Here is a 20,590-nt window from a genome sequence, read left to right as displayed (position 1 = left end):
TGTCGTTCTTTAACAATCAGGAAGAAGTAGTAAGGAGATTCACGAAAGCGTGCCTGGAGATGGGTGCGTGAGTAGGTGAATCAGGGTTGTGATTGTATCGATGTATTTTAAAGGTGATCGAGAGATCGCCTTGGAATACGGCGCAACACGAATACTCAACCTGTAGCGAGTGCGTCTGTCCCCTGCGGGGATGGGAGCCACGTCAGCGCCAGGGCGCTAACGTGGGTCGACACAGAGACACACCCGTTATAGGGTCAAGCGAACAAGTGCATGTGGTGGATGCCTTGGCGATCACAGGCGATGAAGGACGCGGTAGCCTGCGAAAAGCGGGGGGGAGCTGGCAAACGAGCTTTGATCCCCCGATATCCGAATGGGGAAACCCACTCCGAATGGAGTATCCATGACTGAATCCATAGGTCATGAGAAGCGAACGCGGTGAACTGAAACATCTAAGTAACCGCAGGAAAAGAAATCAACCGAGATTCCCAGAGTAGTGGCGAGCGAAATGGGATCAGCCTGTACTCTTTATTTGTAGTGCTAGCCGAACGCTCTGGAAAGTGCGGCCATAGCGGGTGATAGCCCCGTAGGCGAAAGCATTATGAAAGAACTGGGTGTACGAGAAGTAGGGCGGGACACGTGAAATCCTGTCTGAAGATGGGGGGACCATCCTCCAAGGCTAAATACTCGTGATCGACCGATAGTGAACCAGTACCGTGAGGGAAAGGCGAAAAGAACCCCGGGAGGGGAGTGAAACAGATCCTGAAACCGCATGCATACAAACAGTCGGAGCCTTTGAAAGAGGGTGACGGCGTACCTTTTGTATAATGGGTCAGCGACTTACATTCAGTGGCGAGCTTAACCGATTAGGGCAGGCGTAGCGAAAGCGAGTCCGAACAGGGCGTCCAGTCGCTGGGTGTAGACCCGAAACCAGGTGATCTATCCATGGCCAGGTTGAAGGCACGGTAACACGTGCTGGAGGACCGAACCCACTAACGTTGAAAAGTTAGGGGATGAGCTGTGGATAGGGGTGAAAGGCTAAACAAACCTGGAAATAGCTGGTTCTCTCCGAAAACTATTTAGGTAGTGCCTCGTGTATCACCTTCGGGGGTAGAGCACTGTCATGGTTGTGGGGTCCATTGCGGATTACTACGCCATAGCAAACTCCGAATACCGAAGAGTGCAATCACGGGAGACAGACATCGGGTGCTAACGTCCGGTGTCAAGAGGGAAACAACCCAGACCGCCAGCTAAGGTCCCCAAATATGGCTAAGTGGGAAACGAAGTGGGAAGGCTAAAACAGTCAGGAGGTTGGCTTAGAAGCAGCCATCCTTTAAAGAAAGCGTAATAGCTCACTGATCGAGTCGTCCTGCGCGGAAGATGTAACGGGGCTAAGCCATATACCGAAGCTGCGGATGCACATTTATGTGCATGGTAGGAGAGCGTTCCGTAAGCCTGCGAAGGTGCACTGGAAAGTGTGCTGGAGGTATCGGAAGTGCGAATGCTGACATGAGTAGCGATAAAGGGGGTGAAAGGCCCCCTCGCCGTAAGCCCAAGGTTTCCTACGCAACGTTCATCGGCGTAGGGTGAGTCGGCCCCTAAGGCGAGGCAGAAATGCGTAGCTGATGGGAAGCAGATTAATATTTCTGCACCATTGTGAAATGCGATGGGGGGACGGATCGCGGAAGGTTGTCCGGGTGTTGGAAGTCCCGGTCGCTGCATTGAAGAGGGTGCTTTGGCAAATCCGGGCACAGGACTCAAGGGTGTGGCGCGAGCTTCTTCGGAAGCGAAGCAACTGGAAGGGGTTCCAGGAAAAGCCTCTAAGCTTCAGTTTCACAGTGACCGTACCGCAAACCGACACAGGTGGGCGAGATGAGTATTCTAAGGCGCTTGAGAGAACTCGGGAGAAGGAACTCGGCAAATTGGTACCGTAACTTCGGGATAAGGTACGCCCTGCTAGCCTGACTGGCCTGCGCCAGAAGGGTGAAGGGGTTGCAATAAACTGGTGGCTGCGACTGTTTAATAAAAACACAGCACTCTGCAAACACGAAAGTGGACGTATAGGGTGTGACGCCTGCCCGGTGCCGGAAGATTAAATGATGGGGTGCAAGCTCCTGATTGAAGTCCCGGTAAACGGCGGCCGTAACTATAACGGTCCTAAGGTAGCGAAATTCCTTGTCGGGTAAGTTCCGACCTGCACGAATGGCGTAACGATGGCCACACTGTCTCCTCCCGAGACTCAGCGAAGTTGAAGTGTTTGTGATGATGCAATCTCCCCGCGGCTAGACGGAAAGACCCCATGAACCTTTACTGTAGCTTTGCATTGGACTTTGAACCGGTCTGTGTAGGATAGGTGGGAGGCTGTGAAGCGTGGACGCCAGTCTGCGTGGAGCCGACCTTGAAATACCACCCTGATCTGTTTGAGGTTCTAACCCTGGTCCGTGATCCGGATCGGGGACAGTGCATGGTAGGCAGTTTGACTGGGGCGGTCTCCTCCCAAAGTGTAACGGAGGAGTACGAAGGTACGCTAGGTACGGTCGGAAATCGTGCTGATAGTGCAATGGCATAAGCGTGCTTGACTGTGAGACTGACAAGTCGAACAGGTGCGAAAGCAGGTCATAGTGATCCGGTGGTTCTGTATGGAAGGGCCATCGCTCAACGGATAAAAGGTACTCTGGGGATAACAGGCTGATACCGCCCAAGAGTTCATATCGACGGCGGTGTTTGGCACCTCGATGTCGGCTCATCTCATCCTGGGGCTGTAGCCGGTCCCAAGGGTATGGCTGTTCGCCATTTAAAGAGGTACGTGAGCTGGGTTTAAAACGTCGTGAGACAGTTTGGTCCCTATCTGCCGTGGGCGCTGGATATTTGAAGGGGGCTGCTCCTAGTACGAGAGGACCGGAGTGGACGAACCTCTGGTGTACCGGTTGTCACGCCAGTGGCATCGCCGGGTAGCTATGTTCGGAAGAGATAACCGCTGAAAGCATCTAAGCGGGAAACTCGCCTTAAGATGAGATATCCCCGGGGCTTCGAGCCCCTTGAAGGGTCGTTCAAGACCAGGACGTTGATAGGTCAGGTGTGCACGTACAGTAATGTACTGAGCTAACTGATACTAATTGCCCGTAAGGCTTGATCCTATAACCGGTGTGTGTCGGCAGCCGTTAGCGCTTCAGCGCTTATGGATGCCCCACCCTGCGCAACGCGCAGGGTCTTATGCAGACCCCACACGGTTGAGACCGGTGTTGTGCCAGAAACACCACAACCCCCCCACACGAATCCCTTACGCTTCTTCCCGATTGGCTGTGGCGCGCCCGGCTGGCTCCAGCCCCGCGACGCAGCAACCCGTCATGCCTGATGACCATAGCGAGTCGGTCCCACCCCTTCCCATCCCGAACAGGACCGTGAAACGACTCCACGCCGATGATAGTGCGGATTGCCCGTGTGAAAGTAGGTAATCGTCAGGCTCCCCAGCACCTCAGAAACCCCACCCGCCGCGGTGGGGTTTTTGCGTTTACGCGCCGAAAAAACAGCAACATGCTGGACTGAGTACGAACAACAAACGTGGTCGGACGCCGTGCCAGCCGTTGCAAAAAAGTCGCATGTTTATCGACGCTTAGTTGCGCACACGGCTTGTGCATAAACGTAACCGCGCAATCGGAAATTTCCAAGGTAGTGTTGCTTCAACGATTAAATCTCAGGCGGTCTTTCTCTCCTGAGTGCGGCGTTGGAGCGCCGCCTTGGTTATTCCACGCGGTCGGGGTTCGATGCACAGCATGGACCACGCTGCCAGTTGCAGGAGAACGTTTCCATCGTAATGGATTGCGTTGCCGTGCGGTCAGAGTTGGGCGCGCAAATTCGGACAGTCGGATAAGCGGAATGCCCGGGGCCTGAGCCGGCGATAATGCCGACAAAGGAACCAGGAAGATGACGAAGAGAACCCGACGGACGCACTCAGCCGCGTTCAAAGCGAAAGTGGCGATGGCGGCCGTCAAGGGCGAGAGGACGCTAGCCGAATTAGAGCAGCAGTTCGATGCGCACCCGAACCAGATCACCGAATGGAAGCGGCAGTTGCAGGAACGTGCCGCCGACGCGTTTGGCGCAGGCGGCACGGCGCCGAGCGAGCCGCAAGTCGATTTGAAGGAGCTACATGCGAAGATCGGCCAGCTCACGCTGGAGAACGATTTTTTAGGCGGCACACTCAACCAGGCGGGATTGCTGAGCGCAAAGCGATGATCGATCGCACACGCGCATTGCCGGTCTCGCAGCAGGCGCGACTCGTTGGTATCTGCAAGATCGAGCGTGTATTACCGGGCGCAACCGGTGAGCAACGCAGACCAGCTGCTGATACGCCGGATCGACGAACTGCACATGGAGTAATGAGATGGTCACCCCCGCCCTATGAGCGGGCTACGCTGTAGGGGTCTCCATTGTGGAGAGGCCCATCATGCAAGACGTGACACTGGTAGGAATTGATCTTGGCAAACATCCGTTTCATCTCCACGGTCAGGATCGGCGCGGCAAAGCCGTGTTTCGCAAGAGTGTGGGGCGCAAGCAGCTCCTGGAGTTTTTTGCCAAGTTCCACGCCTGCACGATGGTCATGGAACCGTGCGCCGGTGCACATCATACGGCTCGCAAGCTGGTCAGCTTGGGGTACCGGGTCAAGCTGATCTCGCCGCAGTTCGGGCGGCCTTTCGTCAAGAGCAACAAGAACGACTTCGTGGAGGCCGAGGCGATCTGCGACGCGGCCTCGCGCCCCGCCATGCGATTTGTGACACGAAAGACGAATCACAGCGGACGCTGTCAGCCCTGCATCGGGTCCGCGATTCGCTGGCCCGTGATCGGGTTAAAGCCGTCAATCAGATGCACGGCTTTCTGCTTGAGTTCGGCATCAGCCTGCCGATCGGCAACGCCGTTATCAAACGCTTGCCGGCGGGTGCTCGCCGAACATTCACTGCCGCCGCACATCGTCGCCATCCTCGAACGCCTGCATGCGCACTTCAAGTACCTGAGCGAGCAGATCGCCGAGATCGACAAGGAGATGACGCGCCAACTTGCCGACGATGAATTCGGTCAGCGTCTGCTGAATTTTCCCGGAGTCGGCCCGATAACGGCGAGCGTGTTGAGCGCCGAGATGGGCGACGGCAAGCAGCCCGGATGCAGCCGGGACTTCGCGGCATCGCTTGGTCTCGTGCCACGCCAATACAGCACCGGCGGCAGAGCCAACCTGCTGGGGATCAGCAAGCGGGGCGATAAAAACATCCGGCGCCTGCTGGTTCAGTGCGCTAGAGCTTACATGCAGCGACTCGGGCGCCAGAGCGGCCCACTTGCCGATTGGGGTCGTGCCTTGCTGGCGCGGCGCCACTCCAATGTCGTGGCCTGTGCTCTCGCGAATAAGCTGGCGCGCACGGCCTGGGCGCTGGCCACTCGGAATACTGTCTTCGATGCGAAAGCGGCTGTCATGCCTGCCTGACCCGCCGATCCCACACTGTTTTACCGAGTACCTATCTGGTTTTGCGACCGCTGAAATTTGATGACGTGAACGGCACACCGGCCTGACGGAAACCCCGAAAACGGGAATGGCGCTTGAAGCCGATGTGTTTTTTTCGGACCGTCAGGCGCGATTCTCATCGTGGCGCGGGGAGCTATCCCTACAACGACGCCGGATAGATTTTGGCAAGCCAACCGCGCCGTCAAAAACAAAGTTGCAAAAACGGGGGTGACCATAGACTCCGATTGCCGGAGCGCGACTGCTGCGTCGCGAGGGACACGAGATTGGCCGCAGGCGCGCGCGCACGCTGATGAAGCGCATGGGTATCGAGGCGCTGTACTGCAAACCGAACACGAGCCGACGCAATGCGCGGCAGAAGATCTGGCCGTATCTGCTGCGGGGCATGACGATCGATCGCGCAAACTGGGTCTGGGCACTGGATACGAGCTATATCCCGATGGCGCGCGGCTTCGTGTATCTGACCGCCGTGGTGGACTGGGCAGCCGGAAGGTACTGGCGCACGCGTAGCGATCACGATGGAGGCGATGCCCGCTGTCGAGGCGTTGGAAGAAGCGTTCGCGAAGTACGGGCAACCTGAGATCGTCAATACCGACGAGGGCAGCCAGTTCACCGCGACAGCGCTCACCGAGGCCGTGCTCAGCCGGAGCATTCGCTTGTCGATGGACGGCAAAGGTGCCTGGCGAGACAACGTGTTCGTCGAGCGCGTGTGGCGAAGCGTGGAATATGAACAGGTGTATCTGAAAGCCTATGAATCGGTAGGCCACGCCCGGCGCTCAATCGGCGATTACATCAATCTGTACAACCAGAGACGGCCTCATTCGAGTCTGGAAGACCGCACGCCGGATGAGGCATACTTCGCAACGCTGCCTGCGATCAAATTGGCAGCGTGACTGCCCCGGACGTTCGACTTAAAAATCTCAGAAGACTGTCCGAACGGTGAGACCATCTCTGTCTCATAAAAACGCCGCCCGTTGATCCAGAGCGTCGTCATCAAGGTTGACAAGGCTCGAGCGCGTGGACCGGCCGGGTACTTCAGGTTCTTTGAACAGCGACTCGAAATATGGGTTGTCGTTGCTTACGCCGGCCCGACTCAACGACGGCATGACACCATCTACCCTGAGCGTGGCCAGCATCGTCGCACCCTTCGCCGCGCGCCGTTATCCGAATGCGGGATAATAGGCGGTAGGCTATATCGATTCGCGCGCGCAGAGCCTCTCAGGACTTCGCTGGCCACCACGCTGCTTTTCTCCGCATAGATCTGCCAGCCAACGAGCTTGCGGCTGAAGACGTCCAGAAACAGATATAGATAAAAATACTTCGCACAAACCGTCGTCGGCAGGTATGTGATGTCCCACGAACACAACTGTTCGGTGCGTCGGCGAAACCGAACGAGGTTTGCCGCGCGCGGACAAGCCGTTCGCTGCACCGATGGGCAGTCTATTGCTCGGCCTTCATCACCCGGTGGAATGTCGATTCGGATGCGACATCTACGGCTCCCATTTGCCCGACCTCAGCAAGCAATGCTTCGTCGCGCGCAATGACCTCCGGCAGATGCGAGCGCAGAAATTCGACCCAAGTGCGCGTCTTTGCATCGATAAACTTGCGCGACGGATATAGCGCATAAACAGTCGACTTCTGCAGCGTATATTCCGGCAAAACCCGCACCAGCGAGCCATCGCGCAACCCCGAAATGGCCGCGTAGAGCGGCACCATGCCGATGCCCATGCCTTCGCGGATCGCCGCGATCAGTGTTTCGGCGATGTTCACATGCACTGGTCCGTTGACTTCCATTAGCTCGCTGCCATTCGGGCCGTCGAGCGTCCACTCATGCGGGGGGAACGCCGGCGTATGGAGGATCAGACATTCGTGATGCGCAAGCTCAGCTGGTTTTTGCGGCACGCCGTGCGCGCGCACGTAGGCCGGCGATGCGCACAGGATGCTGAACGACGTCCCCAGCGGGAATGATACGAGGTCCGAATTGGGCAGCGCCGATGCGCCGATCACGGCAACATCGGCGCTGCCCTCGAACAGATCGGGCATGCGCTGCGATAGTGTCAACTCGACGGTCACGCCAGGATAAAGCGCGCGATAGCGCGAAATGGCCGGCAGTACATAGTGCTGGCCGATGCTCGCAAAGCTATGCATGCGCAGCGCGCCGGTTGGTCGCTCGTGCGCGCAACTGGCTTCTTCTTCCGCGATATCGACATCCGCGAGGATCTGCTGTGAGCGCTGAAGGTAGCGCTCGCCGGCGGTGGTCAGCGCAAGCCGACGCGTCGAGCGATTCAGCAGGCGCGTGCGCAGACGTGCCTCGAGCTCCGAGACTGCGCGAGACATCGCGCCGGTCGTTGAATTGAGCGATTGCGCGGCCGCGGTGAAGCTACCGGCTTCAACCACGCGCACGAACACTCGCATATTTTGTAGGGTGTCCATCAAACCTTCTGTTTCATCACCAAGATCATATTTTCCGTCAGCCACGGAAACCTATTGTTGTCCGTTCTGGAACAGACGTTCTGCACCCGTCGTCTTAATGCGCGCCTCGCACCCTCCTACAATCGGCGCCTCGCCTGCCGGTGTCAGCGATTATGCCCGGAGCCTCTTTCAGCCACCACGTGGGGCGCCTGTTTTCAGATGAAACCCGATCATCCGATCGAACCGTGGGCGGATTTTTTTGGTCCGCGGGGTGTCATGCGGCGCCGACTCGTCCGAGCCAAACTCAATCGGGCCGTGCGCGATTGGGCCAGCGGTGACGGTCTCATCTGGCTGCATCTACTGAAGACAGTCACCGCCGGTCTGCTCGCGCTCGGCATGGCGATGCTGCTCGACCTGCCGCAGCCGCGCATTGCAATGACCACTGTTTTCGTGTTGATGCAACCGTTCAGCGGCATGGTGCTCGCCAAGAGCTTCTATCGGATTCTGGGGACGGCAGTAGGGACTGTGGCCGCACTCGTGCTCGGCGGGCTGTTCGGTCAGCAGCCCGAACTGTACATGCTCGGTATGACCCTGTGGGTGAGCGCCTGTATTGCTGCGGCGGTCCGGTATCGGCATTTCAGGTGGTACGGCTTTGTGCTCGCGGGTTACACGGCGGCGCTAATCGGTATTCCGAACGTCATCGCGCCTCAGGGCCTGTTCCTCGCGGCACTCACGCGCGCGGCGGAAGTGGCGGTCGGCATCGTGTGTTCGAGCGCGGTTAGCGCGTTGCTACTGCCGCAGCGCTCGAGCCTCGCGCTACGACATAACCTTCAGGTGAGGTACGCGAATTTTACCGCGTTCACTCTCGATGTGCTCGCCCACGGGCTCGAGCGCAATCAGTTCGAACAGCGTTTCGCGGGTTTCGTCGACGAGATCGCTGGCTTCGAAGCAACGCGCACATTCGTCGCGTTCGAAGATCCAGCGATGCGCTCCCGCAGTGCGCATCTGGCGCGTCTGAATAGCGAATTCATGGACGCGTGCGCGCGTCTACACGCGCTGCATCAGTTGCTAAAACGGTTGCGCACGGGCCGTGCTGCATCGATATTCGCGGCCATCGATCCGTACCTTGACGAACTGCGGGGCTTGTTCCAGGTACAAGCTGAAGCAGGCGTCGAAGCGTCGCGCGTTGCTGCCTGCCTGCGCCTGTTTCGGGCGAACCTGCCAAGTCGGGTACGCGAAACCAGGCGGCTCCTCGATGCCGCGTCCGCGCAATCGATTGCAGACTTCGACACCGCAGCCGAATTGCTGTACCGCTTCGTTGGAGAATGGATAAATTATTCGGAAACCTATGCATGCTTGTGGCGCAAAGCGGAAAACCGGCAGCAAAACCTGCGACGCAGCTCAAGCCCACATAAAAGCCACCGCGCGAGCGGACCGATCAGCCGCACGAACCACTTCGCCGTTTTGTTCACGTTCTTGCGTTCAGCTGTCGTAATCGGGATCGCCGGTTGGTTCTGGATCGCGACCGGTTGGCCGAGCGGCGGCCTCGCCGTGATTGGCGCAACGCTGGTCTGTGCGTTGACGTCCACTGCGCCACGCGCCACCAGAATGGCTATCCAGATGGCGATCGGGGCCATGGTCGCGACGCTGACCGGCTACATGTTCATCTGCTACGTGTATCCGAACATCGATGGTTTCCCGCTGCTTTGCTCGGTACTCTCGCCGGTGCTCGCGCTCGGCGCATTCGTCGCGACGCGTCGCGGCGCGGCGGGGTTTGGCATCGGCTTTTCAGTGTTCTTCTGTCTGCTTGCCGGACCGGACAACGTCGCCAGCTATGTACCCGATCTGCTGATCGACAACGGCATCGCGCTGAGCGCGTCGATGCTGCTCGCGGGCCTCGTTTTCGCGGTGGTCTTTCCCGCCGATATGCGCTGGCTCATCGAGCGGACCATCGGCGATTTGCGAGCGCAAACAGTGTCGGCATGTAAGGACGGCCTGCCGGGCCTGAACCGCCGTTTCCAGTCGAGAACGCACGATCTGATTTCACAATTGCGCGTGCTGCTGACCCACCGTTCACGACGACGGCGCGACGCACTGCGCTGGATGCTCGCGACGATCGAAGTAGGTCACGCCGTCATCGATCTGCGCAACGAGGCCGCACGCGCCGACTATGCCGACATCCTTCAGCCGCGTTGGCGCAGCGCGATCGAACACACGTGCGACGCTCTCGCCCGGCTCTTCGAACGCCCCGGCCCGCATTCGCTCGAAGGCGCACTCATCGCTGTGCGCTCCGCCACCTGGCTTGCGCAAGACATGCTGCAGACAGTGCATGCCGATTCCGACCGGCGTCACGATCTCCGGCGCATTCTGAGCTGTCTGCACTTTATTCGTAGCGCGTTGCTCGACAAGGACGCGCCGTTCAACCCTCGCTGAGCAAGGCTTCGTGGATCTTTCTGCCAGACGGAAAGATCCCTTCCGGGCGCCCCCGTTTATCCGCGTAGGTGGCGGTCATATAGTTTCGTCACTGCCTCGCAGTACTCGTCGCAGTAGTCGTAAGCCCTGGAGAATGAGATGAAAATGTTGAAGATGGTCCTGATTGCATGTTCCTTGTCCACCGCCGCCGCCGCTTATGCGCAAACCCCGCCGGCCGCGCCCGAGCAGCAGATCGCCCAAGCGGATAACCAGCGCGCCGATCGGGTTGTCGCTCGCAAGCAGATGGAAGCACCGAAGGCGAAAGCCGATGAGTGCGTTGGCCCGATGAGCTTCTGCAACGTCTACTTCGGCAGCTAAGCCCGGTTGCGTCACGCGCAACACCTGTCGCGGACCATGTCACGCGACCCGTCATCTGCTTGCGACGCCGTCAGATCGAGACGCCGCGGCGGGTGCGGCAATCGCCTATCGAGCCAAGGACACCGCAGAGGTGCGCATCAGTGCTCGCGCGCCGTCTGCCGTTTCAGGTAGGCAAGACGCTGCGCGACGCAATCAATCGCGGCGAAGTGATGTTCGTCGATCAGCATCGGCTGCGCGCGAACCAGCTTGGCAAGCTCGTCGTGCGGCTGCGCGATACGGGTCGATGCTGCCGGCCTGATCGGCAAGGGCCACGGCGGCCACAGTTGTGACGATAAAACAGGAAACAGGCAAAAAAAAGCGCCGGCGGCACGAGGCCGCTGGCGCTTCATCGCATCCGATGCCGTGCTCAGGACCCTCGTCGCACGAGCCGGATAATAAACAGCAGAATGACCGCGCCGATCAATGCGGTGATGATCGAGCCGATCCAGCCGCCGCCGAGCGAGATATGCAGCACGCCGGCGAGCCAGCCGCCAATGAACGCGCCGACGATCCCGACGATGATGTCGACGATCAGGCCGAAGCCGCCGCCCCTGACCAGCACACCCGCGAGCCAGCCCGCAATCGCGCCGATGATGATCCATGCGATGATGCCGTGTTCCATATTCGAGACTCCATGGTTGACTGTGAACAAATCACGGTGACAGAGCTTAGTCGAAGGTTACGGGACAGTCCATGTTCGGGACGCGGAATTAACATTATCTGAATTTGCTGCCAGCTAAGTGTAGACGATGCGCCCGAACAAAGGGGCTGGCACCGTGCTTCACTCGGGCGTCGGCTCTGCTTCTCGCGCGGTCCAGCTGACGCTGGACACGCTCTTTTCCATGCTCAGGCGACTCGCCATCTGTTCGAGCTTCGATTGATCCTTCGGATGCATCTTCAGCGTCGCCGTCACGCGAATGCGCCCCGGCTCGTCCTCGACATCCTCGCTCGTCAGGCTTTGGAACGACAGCGGCGCCGAGTACATCGAGTTCGAAATCGCGGTGCGAATATGGATCTCGTCGGCTTCACGGCAAACGATCGTCAGCACGTACTCGCGAACGAGGTCGGCGTTCGACACCGACGTCGAATTGATCATCCGGCTGACCTCGCGCAGCACCGTGTTGGTCAGCAGCACGACCGCGGTGCCCGCGAGCGCCGGCCCATAGTGTCCCGCGCCGCTCAACACGCCGACGGCCGCCGAGCACCACAGTGTCGCCGCGGTGTTGATCCCCTGAATCGAGCCTTTGTCGCGCATGATGACGCCGCCGCCGAGAAAGCCGACGCCGGACACCACGTAGGCGGCGATCTGCGTGATGCCGCTGACGCCGTTGCCGGTCAGCACGCCAAGCGTGACGAACAGGCAGGCGCCGCTCGCGACGAGCGTGATCGTGCGCAGGCCGGCATTGCGCTGGCGCATCTGTCGTTCGAGGCCGATCGCGACGCCGCAAGCAAAAGCGGTGAGAAGCCGCAGGAAGAATTCGAGTGTCATCGTTCAGAAAGGTTGGCGTGCGGGTCGCCGCAGCGTGAAGCCTACGCGTGGGAACGTCACGTCGTCTATCTCGTGCACGGTAAGGGCAGGCCGGTGCGCGCGCGGCTAGCTATGCGCCCGCGCCGGTGCTCGACGATGCGGCATCGGCGTGAGATCGCGCCATCCCGCGCTTCACCGGCAGTACGGCAATGACAATGAAATGTGAACGACGTGCGCCATCGAGCTCTGGGGCAGGACGGCGACAGACAAGACTGACGCGGAAATCCTGCCGCTCAGGCGAGCGGGCAAATCGATACTCGGCTGCTACAACGACTACTGTCCAAGATCGTGATTCCGGGTAAAAGAAGTGCGCGAATTTTAGGGGGCCGCGCAAAGCTTAGTCAAGCCGCGATCGGCAAGGCGTGCGCATGCGGTTTTGCTATAGCGGTATGGCAGAGCGGTCCCGATTAATTAATGCGGACTGCGAACGTAGAGTTCAATCCGGTTCGCCCGGCACGAGTCTCAAGCGCGTGATTTCCGAAGGCGCACCGAGTCGTTTCGGCGGACCCCAATACCCCGTACCTCGACTCGTATACACCCACAGTCCGTTCAGGCGCGCGAGGCCCGCCGTGAACGGCTGTTGCAGGCGCACAAAGAAATTCCACGGAAAGAACTGACCGCCGTGCGTATGACCGGACAGCTGCAGCGTAAAGCCGGCGGCGGCAGCCGCTTCGGCCGAGCGCGGCTGATGCGCGAGCAACACCTTGATCAGCACGTCGCCGGGCGCGCCGGCGAGCGCCGCGACCGGGTCGCTGCGATGCGCGGGGTCATGATGACCCGCCGAGTAATCGGTGACGCCGGCGATCACGGCGCGCGCGCCGTCGTGATCGACGATCACGTGTTCGTTCAGCAGCACCCGCAAGCCGAGCCGGCGGAATTCGGCGATCCACGGGTTCGCTCCGGAGTAGTACTCGTGATTGCCGGTCACGAGGAACGCGCCGTGCCGCGCGGCGAGCCGCGAGAGCGGCTGCGTATGCCGGCTCAGCTGCGGCACGCTGCCATCGACGACGTCGCCCGTCACCGCGATCAGATCCGGCTGCAGCCGATTCACCGCGTCGACGATGGCGTCGACATAGCGGCCTTTGATCGTCGGGCCGACGTGGATGTCACTGATTTGCACGATCGTGAAGCCGTCGAGCGCGGCAGGCAGATCGTCGATCGGCACTTCGATCGTGACGACGCGCGCGCGACGGCGCGCGTTGAACAGGCCGATCAGCGTGGACAGCAGCGCGAGCAGCGGCACCGCCGCCGCCGAGCCGGTGCGCCAATGCGCGATCGCGAGCGTATTCGGCCAGATCGCGTCGATCGTCAGCAGCGACGCCAACACGAGGTCGCGCGCGAACGTCAGCACCAGCAGCGACGAGAAGAAACCCATCGCGAGCAGGCCGACCCAGGCGAGCCGATCGCCGAGCGGCTGGCGCTTGATGCCGCGCGCCATCATGCCGACCGGTATCAGGCAGATCGACAGAACCAGCCACAGCACGCATAGCCCGCGGCCGGCGGCGTCGATCGGCATGTCGGGAATCAGGCGCAAGCCGACGTAGAGATGCAGCAGGATGCCAATGAAGATGATGCGGACCAGAAACGATGAACGTCGCATAAAGAGGATCGGGGGTGGGAAGGGGCCAAAGGCCGACATCAGGACAGCGCGGCGGCGATCGGTTGGCGGGCAACGCATGCGCTCGCGAGGTGGCGCACGCGGCGAATCATTCTACCGATATGCTCGGTCCCCTGCTGTGGCCGCAAAATTCGTGCTTCCGCGCTTCACGACCCGCAGGCCGGAAGGCGCCGGAACCAGCACGACTGGGTTTTCGCCGTGGCAGGCGCGATCCGTGCTTGAAACAGCTCGATGGGACCGCGCGCCAAGCGATTCAATGCCTATGCAAGCGAATTAAATGGGCTTTGAATTGTAATCCTGCGTGGAGTATGCTTGACACAAGCCAGCTTGTTGCCGGGCTCGCGCAGCGGCGGTTCGGCCTCGTCTGGTGCTGTCGCCGGAAAGATCGGGCGGGGGAGGCACACCATGAAGCTGCTCAAATCGGGCCACCAGTTGCATCACGCGCACGAGGTGCATCATGTTCATCATGAGCATCATGTCGGACGTGAGGGCAGCCATGTGATGCTGCCGCTCGTCGGCATCTCGCTGATGGCGATTGCGCTCTACATCGGCGTGCGCAACATCGATTTCTCCGAGCTCGGCAAAAGTGCGCTGTTCGACGTCGTGATGGTGTGCGTCGCTCTCGGCATCGCGGGTCTGTTCGGCGCGGTCGGCGCATGGCTGCGCTCGAATGGCGACGAGGCCGAAGAGGGCTTCTGCTTCATCGGCGCGCTGATCGGCACCGTAGTGTTCTATATCGCGGTGCTGACCTGACGCAATGCGATCCAACGCGTGGCGCGGCAACCGCGGCGCCATCCATCATCAAGGCACCGTCACGCCGTCCCGCGCCGCTTCGTCGAACGACAATCCGGGGCGGCGCGCAATAGCCTTCCGATGACCACCGATCTTTTCAACGACCTGCCGACACCCGACGTCGACTGGTATCCCGACTGGCTCGCACCGGCCGAAGCCGAGCGCCTGCTCGTCCGCCTGGTCGACGAAGTGCAATGGCGCCAGGACATCATGGGCACGCCCGCCGGCCGTGTTGCTCTGCCGCGTCTGACCGCGTGGCAGGGCGAGCCGGACGCGGTGTACGTCTACTCGGGCATCCGCAACGTCCCGCAAGCGTGGACGCCCGCCGTCGCGGAGCTCAAGGCCGCCGCCGAGGCGACCAGCGGCGCGCGTTTTAATAGCGTGCTGCTCAATCGTTACCGCAGTGGCGCCGACAGCATGGGCTGGCACGCGGACCGCGAGCCCGAACTCGGCAGCCAGCCGGTGATCGCGTCGGTGAGCCTCGGCGTCGCGCGCACGTTCGATCTGCGGCACAACCGCAGCGGTGTCGTGCAATCGTTCTCGCTGAAGGGCGGCAGTTTGCTCGTGATGAAGGGCGACACCCAGGCGCAGTGGCGTCATCGGGTGCCGAAGGAGCCGCGCGTGAGTGGCGAGCGCATCAATCTGACGTTTCGCTGGATCACCCCGAGGATCGCGCCAAGATGAAGCAGCGAGCAGCCCTGCTCGGAGCGGCTCGTTATATCAAAATTGGTATCGACGGCGCGAATCATATGATTGGACGGTTAACGCGTCGCACAGTACGCTACATCACGATCCACGCGCCGTAAGGGCCACGAGGGCCGGGCAGACCGCTGGGTCGTCTACACAACAACGATTGGAGACTGTCATGGCGAATACACGACGTGCCGCGTGTCGCGCTCTGGGCGCGCTCGCGCTTTCCGCGAGCCTCGGAGCACTGACGCTGGCCACACCTGGCGCGCATGCCGAGGGTAAACAAATTACGCTCGGTTTTGCGCAGGTCGGCGCAGAAAGCGCATGGCGCACCGCGAATACCGAATCGGTGAAGTCGGCAGCGACGGACGCCGGTATCAAACTCAAATTCTCCGATGCGCAGCAGAAGCAGGAAAACCAGATCAAGGCGATCCGCTCGTATATCGCGCAGAAGGTCGACGTGATCGCGTTCTCGCCGGTCGTCGAATCGGGCTGGGAACCGGTGCTGCTCGAAGCCAAAGCCGCGAAGATTCCGGTGATCCTGACTGACCGCAATATCGATGTGAAGGACACGTCGCTGTACGTGACGATGATCGGCTCGGACTTCCTCGAGGAAGGCCGGCGCGGCGGCAAATGGCTCGAAGACCACTACAAGGACGACAAAGGCCCGGTCAATATCGCCGAGCTGCAGGGCACGGTCGGCTCCGCGCCGGCCAACGACCGCCACTCGGGTCTGGTCGAAGTGATCAAGAACGATCCGAAGTTCAAGATCATCGCGTCGCAAAGCGGCGACTTCACGCTGGCTGGCGGCAAGCAGGTGATGGAAGCGTTCATCAAGACCTACGGTAACAAGATCAACGTCGTCTATGCTCATAACGACGACATGGCGCTCGGCGCCATCCAGGCGATGGAAGAAGCCGGCATGCATCCGGGTAAGGACATCGTCGTGGTTTCGTTCGACGCAACCAAGGGCGGCTTCCAGGCGATGGCCGCGGGCAAGATGAACGTGGACGTCGAGTGCAGCCCGCTGCTCGGACCGCAACTGATGTCGGCGGTGAAGGACGTGGTGGCCGGCAAGCCACTGCCCAAGCGCATCCTGACACAGGAGACGGTCTTCCCGATGAGCGTGGCCGCGCAAACTCTGCCGTCGCGTAAGTACTGACCCGGCGCGCAACGCCGCCGCGGCGCCGCTCGCGCGAGTGCCGCGGCATGGGCGGTGTTCAGGCGCCGGGGCCAACGAAGCCACGGCGCGAAGGAGATGCGCAGTACGGGACGCATCGAACAGGTTTCTCCAGTGGTGCCTGACCGCCCGGGCTGCGTCCTTCTGCAGCGGGCGGTCTCTTTTCAGGAGCATGCGCCCGCGGGAGCATGCCGCTGGAGCCTGCCGAACCATGCATAGCCGATCGAGCGAGGTCCATGACCCATTCCGCTACCGAACCGAATCAGCCGGAGCGCCCCGCGCCGGGCACGCAAACCCAACACAATGACATGAGCGCGCGCGAACCGATTCTGGCGACTTCCGGCGTCAGCAAGACATTTCCGGGTGTGAAGGCGCTGCAACACGTCGACTTCCGCCTGTTTCCCGGCGAGGTCCATACCCTGATGGGCCAGAACGGCGCCGGCAAATCCACGTTGATCAACGTGCTCACAGGCGTGCTCGCACCCGATGCCGGCACGATCCGCCTCGGCGGCGACGTCGTCGCGTTCGGCTCGCCACAGGAAGCCGAGGCGGCCGGCGTGCGCACGCTTTACCAGGAAGTGAACCTGTGCCCGAATCTGTCGGTGGCCGAGAACATCTTCGCGGGCCGGCAGCCGCGCCGCTTCGGCGCGATCGACTGGTCCGACATCAAACGGCGCGCGCAGCACGCGCTTGCGCGCCTCGACGTCTCGCTCGACGTCACGCGCTCGCTCGACGCCTATCCGATCGCCGTGCAGCAGATGGTCGCGATCGCGCGAGCCTTGTCCGTCGATGCGCGCGTGTTGATTCTCGACGAGCCGACTTCGAGCCTGGACGACGGCGAAGTCGCGCAGCTTTTCAAAATACTTCGGCATCTTAAGCAATCGGGCATCGCGATTCTGTTCGTCACGCATTTCATCGAGCAGACCTATGCGATCTCCGATCGCATTACGGTGATGCGCAACGGCGAGCGCGAAGGCGAATATCTCGCGCGCGATCTGTCCGCGGATCAACTGGTCGCGAAGATGGTCGGTCATGAGCGCATGAGCGCGCGTCTGCGCGAAGCGGCGCACGAAGGGCAGTCCGCCGACGATCCGCAGGACGTCGAGCAGGACCACGCGGAAGCAACCGAGGCCACGGCCGCGCAGCCGTTCGTCGAGCTGCGCGGCGTCGGCCGCCGCGGCACCTTGCAGCCGATCGATCTCGAAGTGCAGTCCGGCAAGATCCTCGGCCTCGCAGGTCTGCTGGGCTCGGGGCGTACCGAAACCGCGCGGCTTCTGTTCGGCGCCGATCGCGCCGACAGCGGCACGATGCTCGTCGAAGGGCGGCCCGTGCGGCTGCGCACGCCGCACGACGCGGTGCGCCACGGCATCGGCTATTGCGCGGAAGACCGCAAGAAGGAAGGCATCGTCGCCGAGCTGTCGATTCGCGAAAACATTGTGCTGGCGTTACAGGCACGGCGTGGCTGGTGGCGCAAGATCAGCCGGCAACGCGCGCGCGAACTCGCCGATCTGTGGATCGAACGGCTCGGCATCAAGGCGTCCGACGCCGAGCAGCCAATCGCGCTGCTTTCCGGCGGCAACCAGCAGAAGGCGCTGCTCGCACGCTGGCTCGCGACCGATCCCAAACTGCTGATTCTCGACGAGCCGACCCGCGGCATCGACGTCGCCGCGAAGTTCGACATCATGGACCGGTTGCTTGCACTGTGCGCGAACGGCCTCGCGATCCTGTTCATCTCGTCGGAGATCAGCGAGGTGCTGCGCGTGAGTCATCGCGTCGCGGTGCTGCGTGATCGGCGCAAGATCGCCGAGGTGGCCGGCAAGGCATCGAACGAGGACAACATCTACCGACTCATCGCAGGGAGCGGCGAATGAAGCTATCGAACTGGTTCGCGCGCGACGGTGTCGAGCGTCCGCTGCTGTGGCCATGCGTGACGCTCGCGTTGCTGTTCGGACTGAACCTGGTAGTAAATCCGAATTTTCTGGCGCTACGCATGCTCGACGGCCATCTGTTCGGTGCGCCGATCGACATCCTGAATCGCGCGGCGCCGCTCGTGCTCGTCGCGATCGGCATGACGCTCGTGATCGCGACGCGCGGCATCGATATTTCGGTCGGGGCGGTGGTCGCGATCGCGGGCGGCGCGGCCGCGACGATACTCGCGACCCAGGCCGTGCCGAGCGGTGCGCTGATCGTGCAGGCGCTCGTGGCCGCGCTCATCGTCGGCGTATTGAGCGGCATGTGGAACGGGCTGCTCGTCGCGTTCGTCGGTATGCAGCCGATCATCGCGACGCTGATCTTGATGGTCGCGGGTCGTGGCATCGCACAACTGCTGACCGCCGGGCAGATCATCCCGATCGGCGCACCCGGCTATCTGTTCGTCGGTGGCGGCTACTGGCTCGGCGTGCCGTGCTCGGTATGGATCGCGACCGTCGCCGTGCTGGCGACCGCCGCCTTGGTGGAGGGCACGGCGCTCGGTCTGTTCATTCGTGCGATCGGCGTGAATCCGGTTGCGACGCGGCTCGTCGGCTTGCGCTCGAAGGCGATCGTGTTCGCGGTGTACAGCTTCTCGGGCTTGACCGCAGCGCTGGCCGGCATCCTGATCAGCTCGAACGTGCGCAGCGCGGACGGCAACAACGCGGGCCTACTGCTCGAACTCGACGCGATTCTCGCCGTGACGCTCGGCGGCACGTCGCTGCTCGGCGGCCGCTTCAGTTTCGCGGGCACGGTGCTCGGCGCGCTGATCATCCAGACGCTCACCTACACCACATATTCGATCGGCGTGCCGCCGGAAGCGACGCTCGTCGTCAAGGCGGCCGTCGTGCTCGCGGTCAGCGTGATCCAGTCGCCGGCGGCGCACGCGCTCGCGATGTCGTTCGGCGCGTCGCTCGTCAAATCGCGTGGGGTGGCACGATGACGCGCGTTCTCGAAGCACTCGCACGCGTGGTCGATCCGCGCACGCTGCCGATCGCGGTGACGGTCCTGCTGTTCTGCGCGCTGTTCGGCTTTGGTTCGGTGATGTACACCGGATTCTTCTCGTGGCAGGTGTTGCTCGATCTGCTCGTCGACAACGCGTTCCTGCTGATCGTCGCGATCGGCATGACGTTCGTGATCGTGTCGGGCGGCATCGATCTGTCGGTGGGCTCGATCGTCGCGCTGACGACGATCGTCGAAGCGGTGCTGTCCGAGCACATGCACATGTCGGTATGGCTCATCATTCCAATCGTGCTGTTGATGGGCACGGTGTTCGGCGCGGTGCAGGGCGCGCTGATTCATTACTTCCGTCTGCAGGCGTTCATCGTGACGCTGGCGGGGATGTTCTTCGCGCGCGGCCTGTGTTTTCTGATCACGACCCAGTCGATCACGATCACCGATCCCACCTTCAAGGCGATCTCCGCGTTTCGTCTCAATGTCGGCGTCGGTTCGGTATCGGCGAACGTGCTGATCGCGCTCGCGACGCTTGCGGCCGCGATCTATGTCGCCCATTTCACGCGCTTCGGACGCAACGTGTATGCGGTCGGCGGCAACCCGCGCTCGGCGCTGCTGATGGGGTTGCCGGTCGCGCGCACGCGGGTCGGCGTCTATGCGTTGAGCGGCTTCTGTTCGGCGCTCGGCGGCGCGGTGTTCACGTTCTATGTGCTGTCGGGCTATGGGCTGCAAGGGCAGGGCATGGAGCTCGATGCGATTGCGGCGACGGTGATCGGCGGCACGCTGCTGACCGGCGGCGTCGGCTATGTGGTCGGCTCACTGTTCGGCGTCGGCATTCTCGGCACGATTCAGACGCTGATCACGTTCGACGGGACGCTCAGTTCCTGGTGGACGCGAATCGTGATCGGCGCGCTGCTGTGCGCGTTCTGTTTGCTGCAACGGTTGATCGAGCGGCACGCGAAGTCGGTGCGTCGGCCGGGCGGCACCAACGCGGTCACGACGACCGGGCACGGGCACGGCCGTGACGAGACGTCGACGGCGGCGTCGGATTCGCAAGTGTTGGGAAGGGCGCCCGGATAGGGCGCGTTGTTCCAGCCCCCCGGGACGCGACGGCGC

Annotated in this window: 14 protein-coding genes, 2 rRNA genes and 4 pseudogenes; 13 read left to right on the top strand and 7 right to left on the bottom strand. The window is 61.4% G+C overall.

Annotation, left to right across the window (positions count from 1 at the left end; all coding sequences use genetic code 11):
* The first annotated feature begins 252 nt into the window (after positions 1-252).
* The 5 genes and pseudogenes from BJG93_RS24520 to BJG93_RS24500 form a co-directional block, all read left to right on the top strand.
* Positions 253-3,134 (top strand): 23S ribosomal RNA (locus BJG93_RS24520).
* Positions 3,135-3,347: 213 nt separating this feature from the next.
* Positions 3,348-3,461 (top strand): 5S ribosomal RNA (rrf, locus tag BJG93_RS24515).
* A 460-nt stretch (positions 3,462-3,921) separates the two neighbouring features.
* Positions 3,922-4,371 (top strand): annotated as a pseudogene (locus BJG93_RS24510) (transposase); the annotation flags it as partial.
* Between the two features lie 70 nt (positions 4,372-4,441).
* Positions 4,442-5,467: pseudogene (locus BJG93_RS24505) on the top strand (IS110 family RNA-guided transposase).
* Positions 5,468-5,726: 259 nt separating this feature from the next.
* A pseudogene (locus BJG93_RS24500) lies at positions 5,727-6,396 on the top strand (IS3 family transposase); the annotation flags it as partial.
* Between the two features lie 63 nt (positions 6,397-6,459).
* Here BJG93_RS24500 and BJG93_RS24495 read toward each other — a convergent pair.
* The 3 genes and pseudogenes from BJG93_RS24495 to BJG93_RS24490 form a co-directional block, all read right to left on the bottom strand.
* Complete coding sequence (locus tag BJG93_RS24495; RefSeq protein ID WP_154671671.1) at positions 6,460-6,639, bottom strand: hypothetical protein; 180 nt, start codon at positions 6,637-6,639, stop codon at positions 6,460-6,462.
* 77 nt (positions 6,640-6,716) lie between these two features.
* Positions 6,717-6,886 (bottom strand): annotated as a pseudogene (locus tag BJG93_RS36505) (DDE-type integrase/transposase/recombinase); the annotation flags it as partial.
* Between the two features lie 57 nt (positions 6,887-6,943).
* Complete coding sequence (locus tag BJG93_RS24490) at positions 6,944-7,936, bottom strand: LysR family transcriptional regulator (protein ID WP_027193937.1); 993 nt, start codon at positions 7,934-7,936, stop codon at positions 6,944-6,946.
* Positions 7,937-8,191: 255 nt separating this feature from the next.
* Here BJG93_RS24490 and BJG93_RS24485 point away from each other — a divergent pair, with 255 nt between their 5' ends.
* Both BJG93_RS24485 and BJG93_RS24480 read left to right on the top strand, forming a co-directional pair.
* Positions 8,192-10,348 carry an FUSC family protein gene (locus BJG93_RS24485; RefSeq protein ID WP_409371911.1) on the top strand — a complete coding sequence of 719 codons (2,157 nt, stop codon included), beginning with the start codon at positions 8,192-8,194 and terminating at the stop codon, positions 10,346-10,348.
* A gap of 138 nt (positions 10,349-10,486) precedes the next feature.
* A complete protein-coding gene (locus tag BJG93_RS24480) occupies positions 10,487-10,705 on the top strand; it encodes a hypothetical protein (RefSeq protein ID WP_027193935.1) in 219 nt (72 codons plus the stop codon).
* A 137-nt stretch (positions 10,706-10,842) separates the two neighbouring features.
* On the opposite strand, the gene BJG93_RS24475 is transcribed toward BJG93_RS24480, so the two are convergent.
* The 4 genes from BJG93_RS24475 to BJG93_RS24460 form a co-directional block, all read right to left on the bottom strand.
* The gene (locus BJG93_RS24475) at positions 10,843-11,010 is read right to left on the bottom strand and encodes a hypothetical protein (protein WP_162162763.1); all 168 of its coding nucleotides are present in this window, start codon (positions 11,008-11,010) and stop codon (positions 10,843-10,845) included.
* A gap of 101 nt (positions 11,011-11,111) precedes the next feature.
* Positions 11,112-11,366, bottom strand: a complete 255-nt coding sequence (locus BJG93_RS24470) for a GlsB/YeaQ/YmgE family stress response membrane protein (protein ID WP_027193933.1) — start codon at positions 11,364-11,366, stop codon at positions 11,112-11,114.
* Positions 11,367-11,525: 159 nt separating this feature from the next.
* Positions 11,526-12,233 carry an MgtC/SapB family protein gene (locus tag BJG93_RS24465; protein WP_027193932.1) on the bottom strand — a complete coding sequence of 236 codons (708 nt, stop codon included), beginning with the start codon at positions 12,231-12,233 and terminating at the stop codon, positions 11,526-11,528.
* Between the two features lie 475 nt (positions 12,234-12,708).
* Entirely contained in the window at positions 12,709-13,872 is a 1,164-nt protein-coding gene (locus BJG93_RS24460) for a metallophosphoesterase (RefSeq protein WP_027193931.1), read from the bottom strand.
* A gap of 423 nt (positions 13,873-14,295) precedes the next feature.
* Here BJG93_RS24460 and BJG93_RS24455 point away from each other — a divergent pair, with 423 nt between their 5' ends.
* The 6 genes from BJG93_RS24455 (at position 14,296) to yjfF (ending at position 20,554) form a co-directional block, all read left to right on the top strand.
* Entirely contained in the window at positions 14,296-14,643 is a 348-nt protein-coding gene (locus BJG93_RS24455) for a hypothetical protein (protein WP_027193930.1), read from the top strand.
* 120 nt (positions 14,644-14,763) lie between these two features.
* Positions 14,764-15,366, top strand: a complete 603-nt coding sequence (locus tag BJG93_RS24450; protein ID WP_027193929.1) for an alpha-ketoglutarate-dependent dioxygenase AlkB family protein — start codon at positions 14,764-14,766, stop codon at positions 15,364-15,366.
* A gap of 181 nt (positions 15,367-15,547) precedes the next feature.
* A complete protein-coding gene (locus BJG93_RS24445) occupies positions 15,548-16,534 on the top strand; it encodes an ABC transporter substrate-binding protein (RefSeq protein WP_034477014.1) in 987 nt (328 codons plus the stop codon).
* Between the two features lie 254 nt (positions 16,535-16,788).
* On the top strand, positions 16,789-18,423 hold the full coding sequence (locus BJG93_RS24440) for a sugar ABC transporter ATP-binding protein (RefSeq protein WP_027193927.1): 1,635 nt from the start codon (positions 16,789-16,791) through the stop codon (positions 18,421-18,423).
* Positions 18,420-19,463 carry an ABC transporter permease gene (locus tag BJG93_RS24435; RefSeq protein ID WP_027193926.1) on the top strand — a complete coding sequence of 348 codons (1,044 nt, stop codon included), beginning with the start codon at positions 18,420-18,422 and terminating at the stop codon, positions 19,461-19,463. The genes BJG93_RS24440 and BJG93_RS24435 overlap by 4 nt, the downstream gene beginning before the upstream one ends.
* Positions 19,460-20,554, top strand: a complete 1,095-nt coding sequence (yjfF, locus tag BJG93_RS24430) for a galactofuranose ABC transporter, permease protein YjfF (protein WP_027193925.1) — start codon at positions 19,460-19,462, stop codon at positions 20,552-20,554. The genes BJG93_RS24435 and yjfF overlap by 4 nt, the downstream gene beginning before the upstream one ends.
* The last annotated feature ends 36 nt before the right edge of the window (positions 20,555-20,590 follow it).

It is taken from the genome of Paraburkholderia sprentiae WSM5005, from assembly GCF_001865575.2.
Taxonomy (GTDB): Bacteria; Pseudomonadota; Gammaproteobacteria; order Burkholderiales; family Burkholderiaceae; genus Paraburkholderia; species Paraburkholderia sprentiae.
Note: the sequence above shows the minus strand (reverse complement) of the source record. Positions and strands in the feature narration are given on the sequence as shown.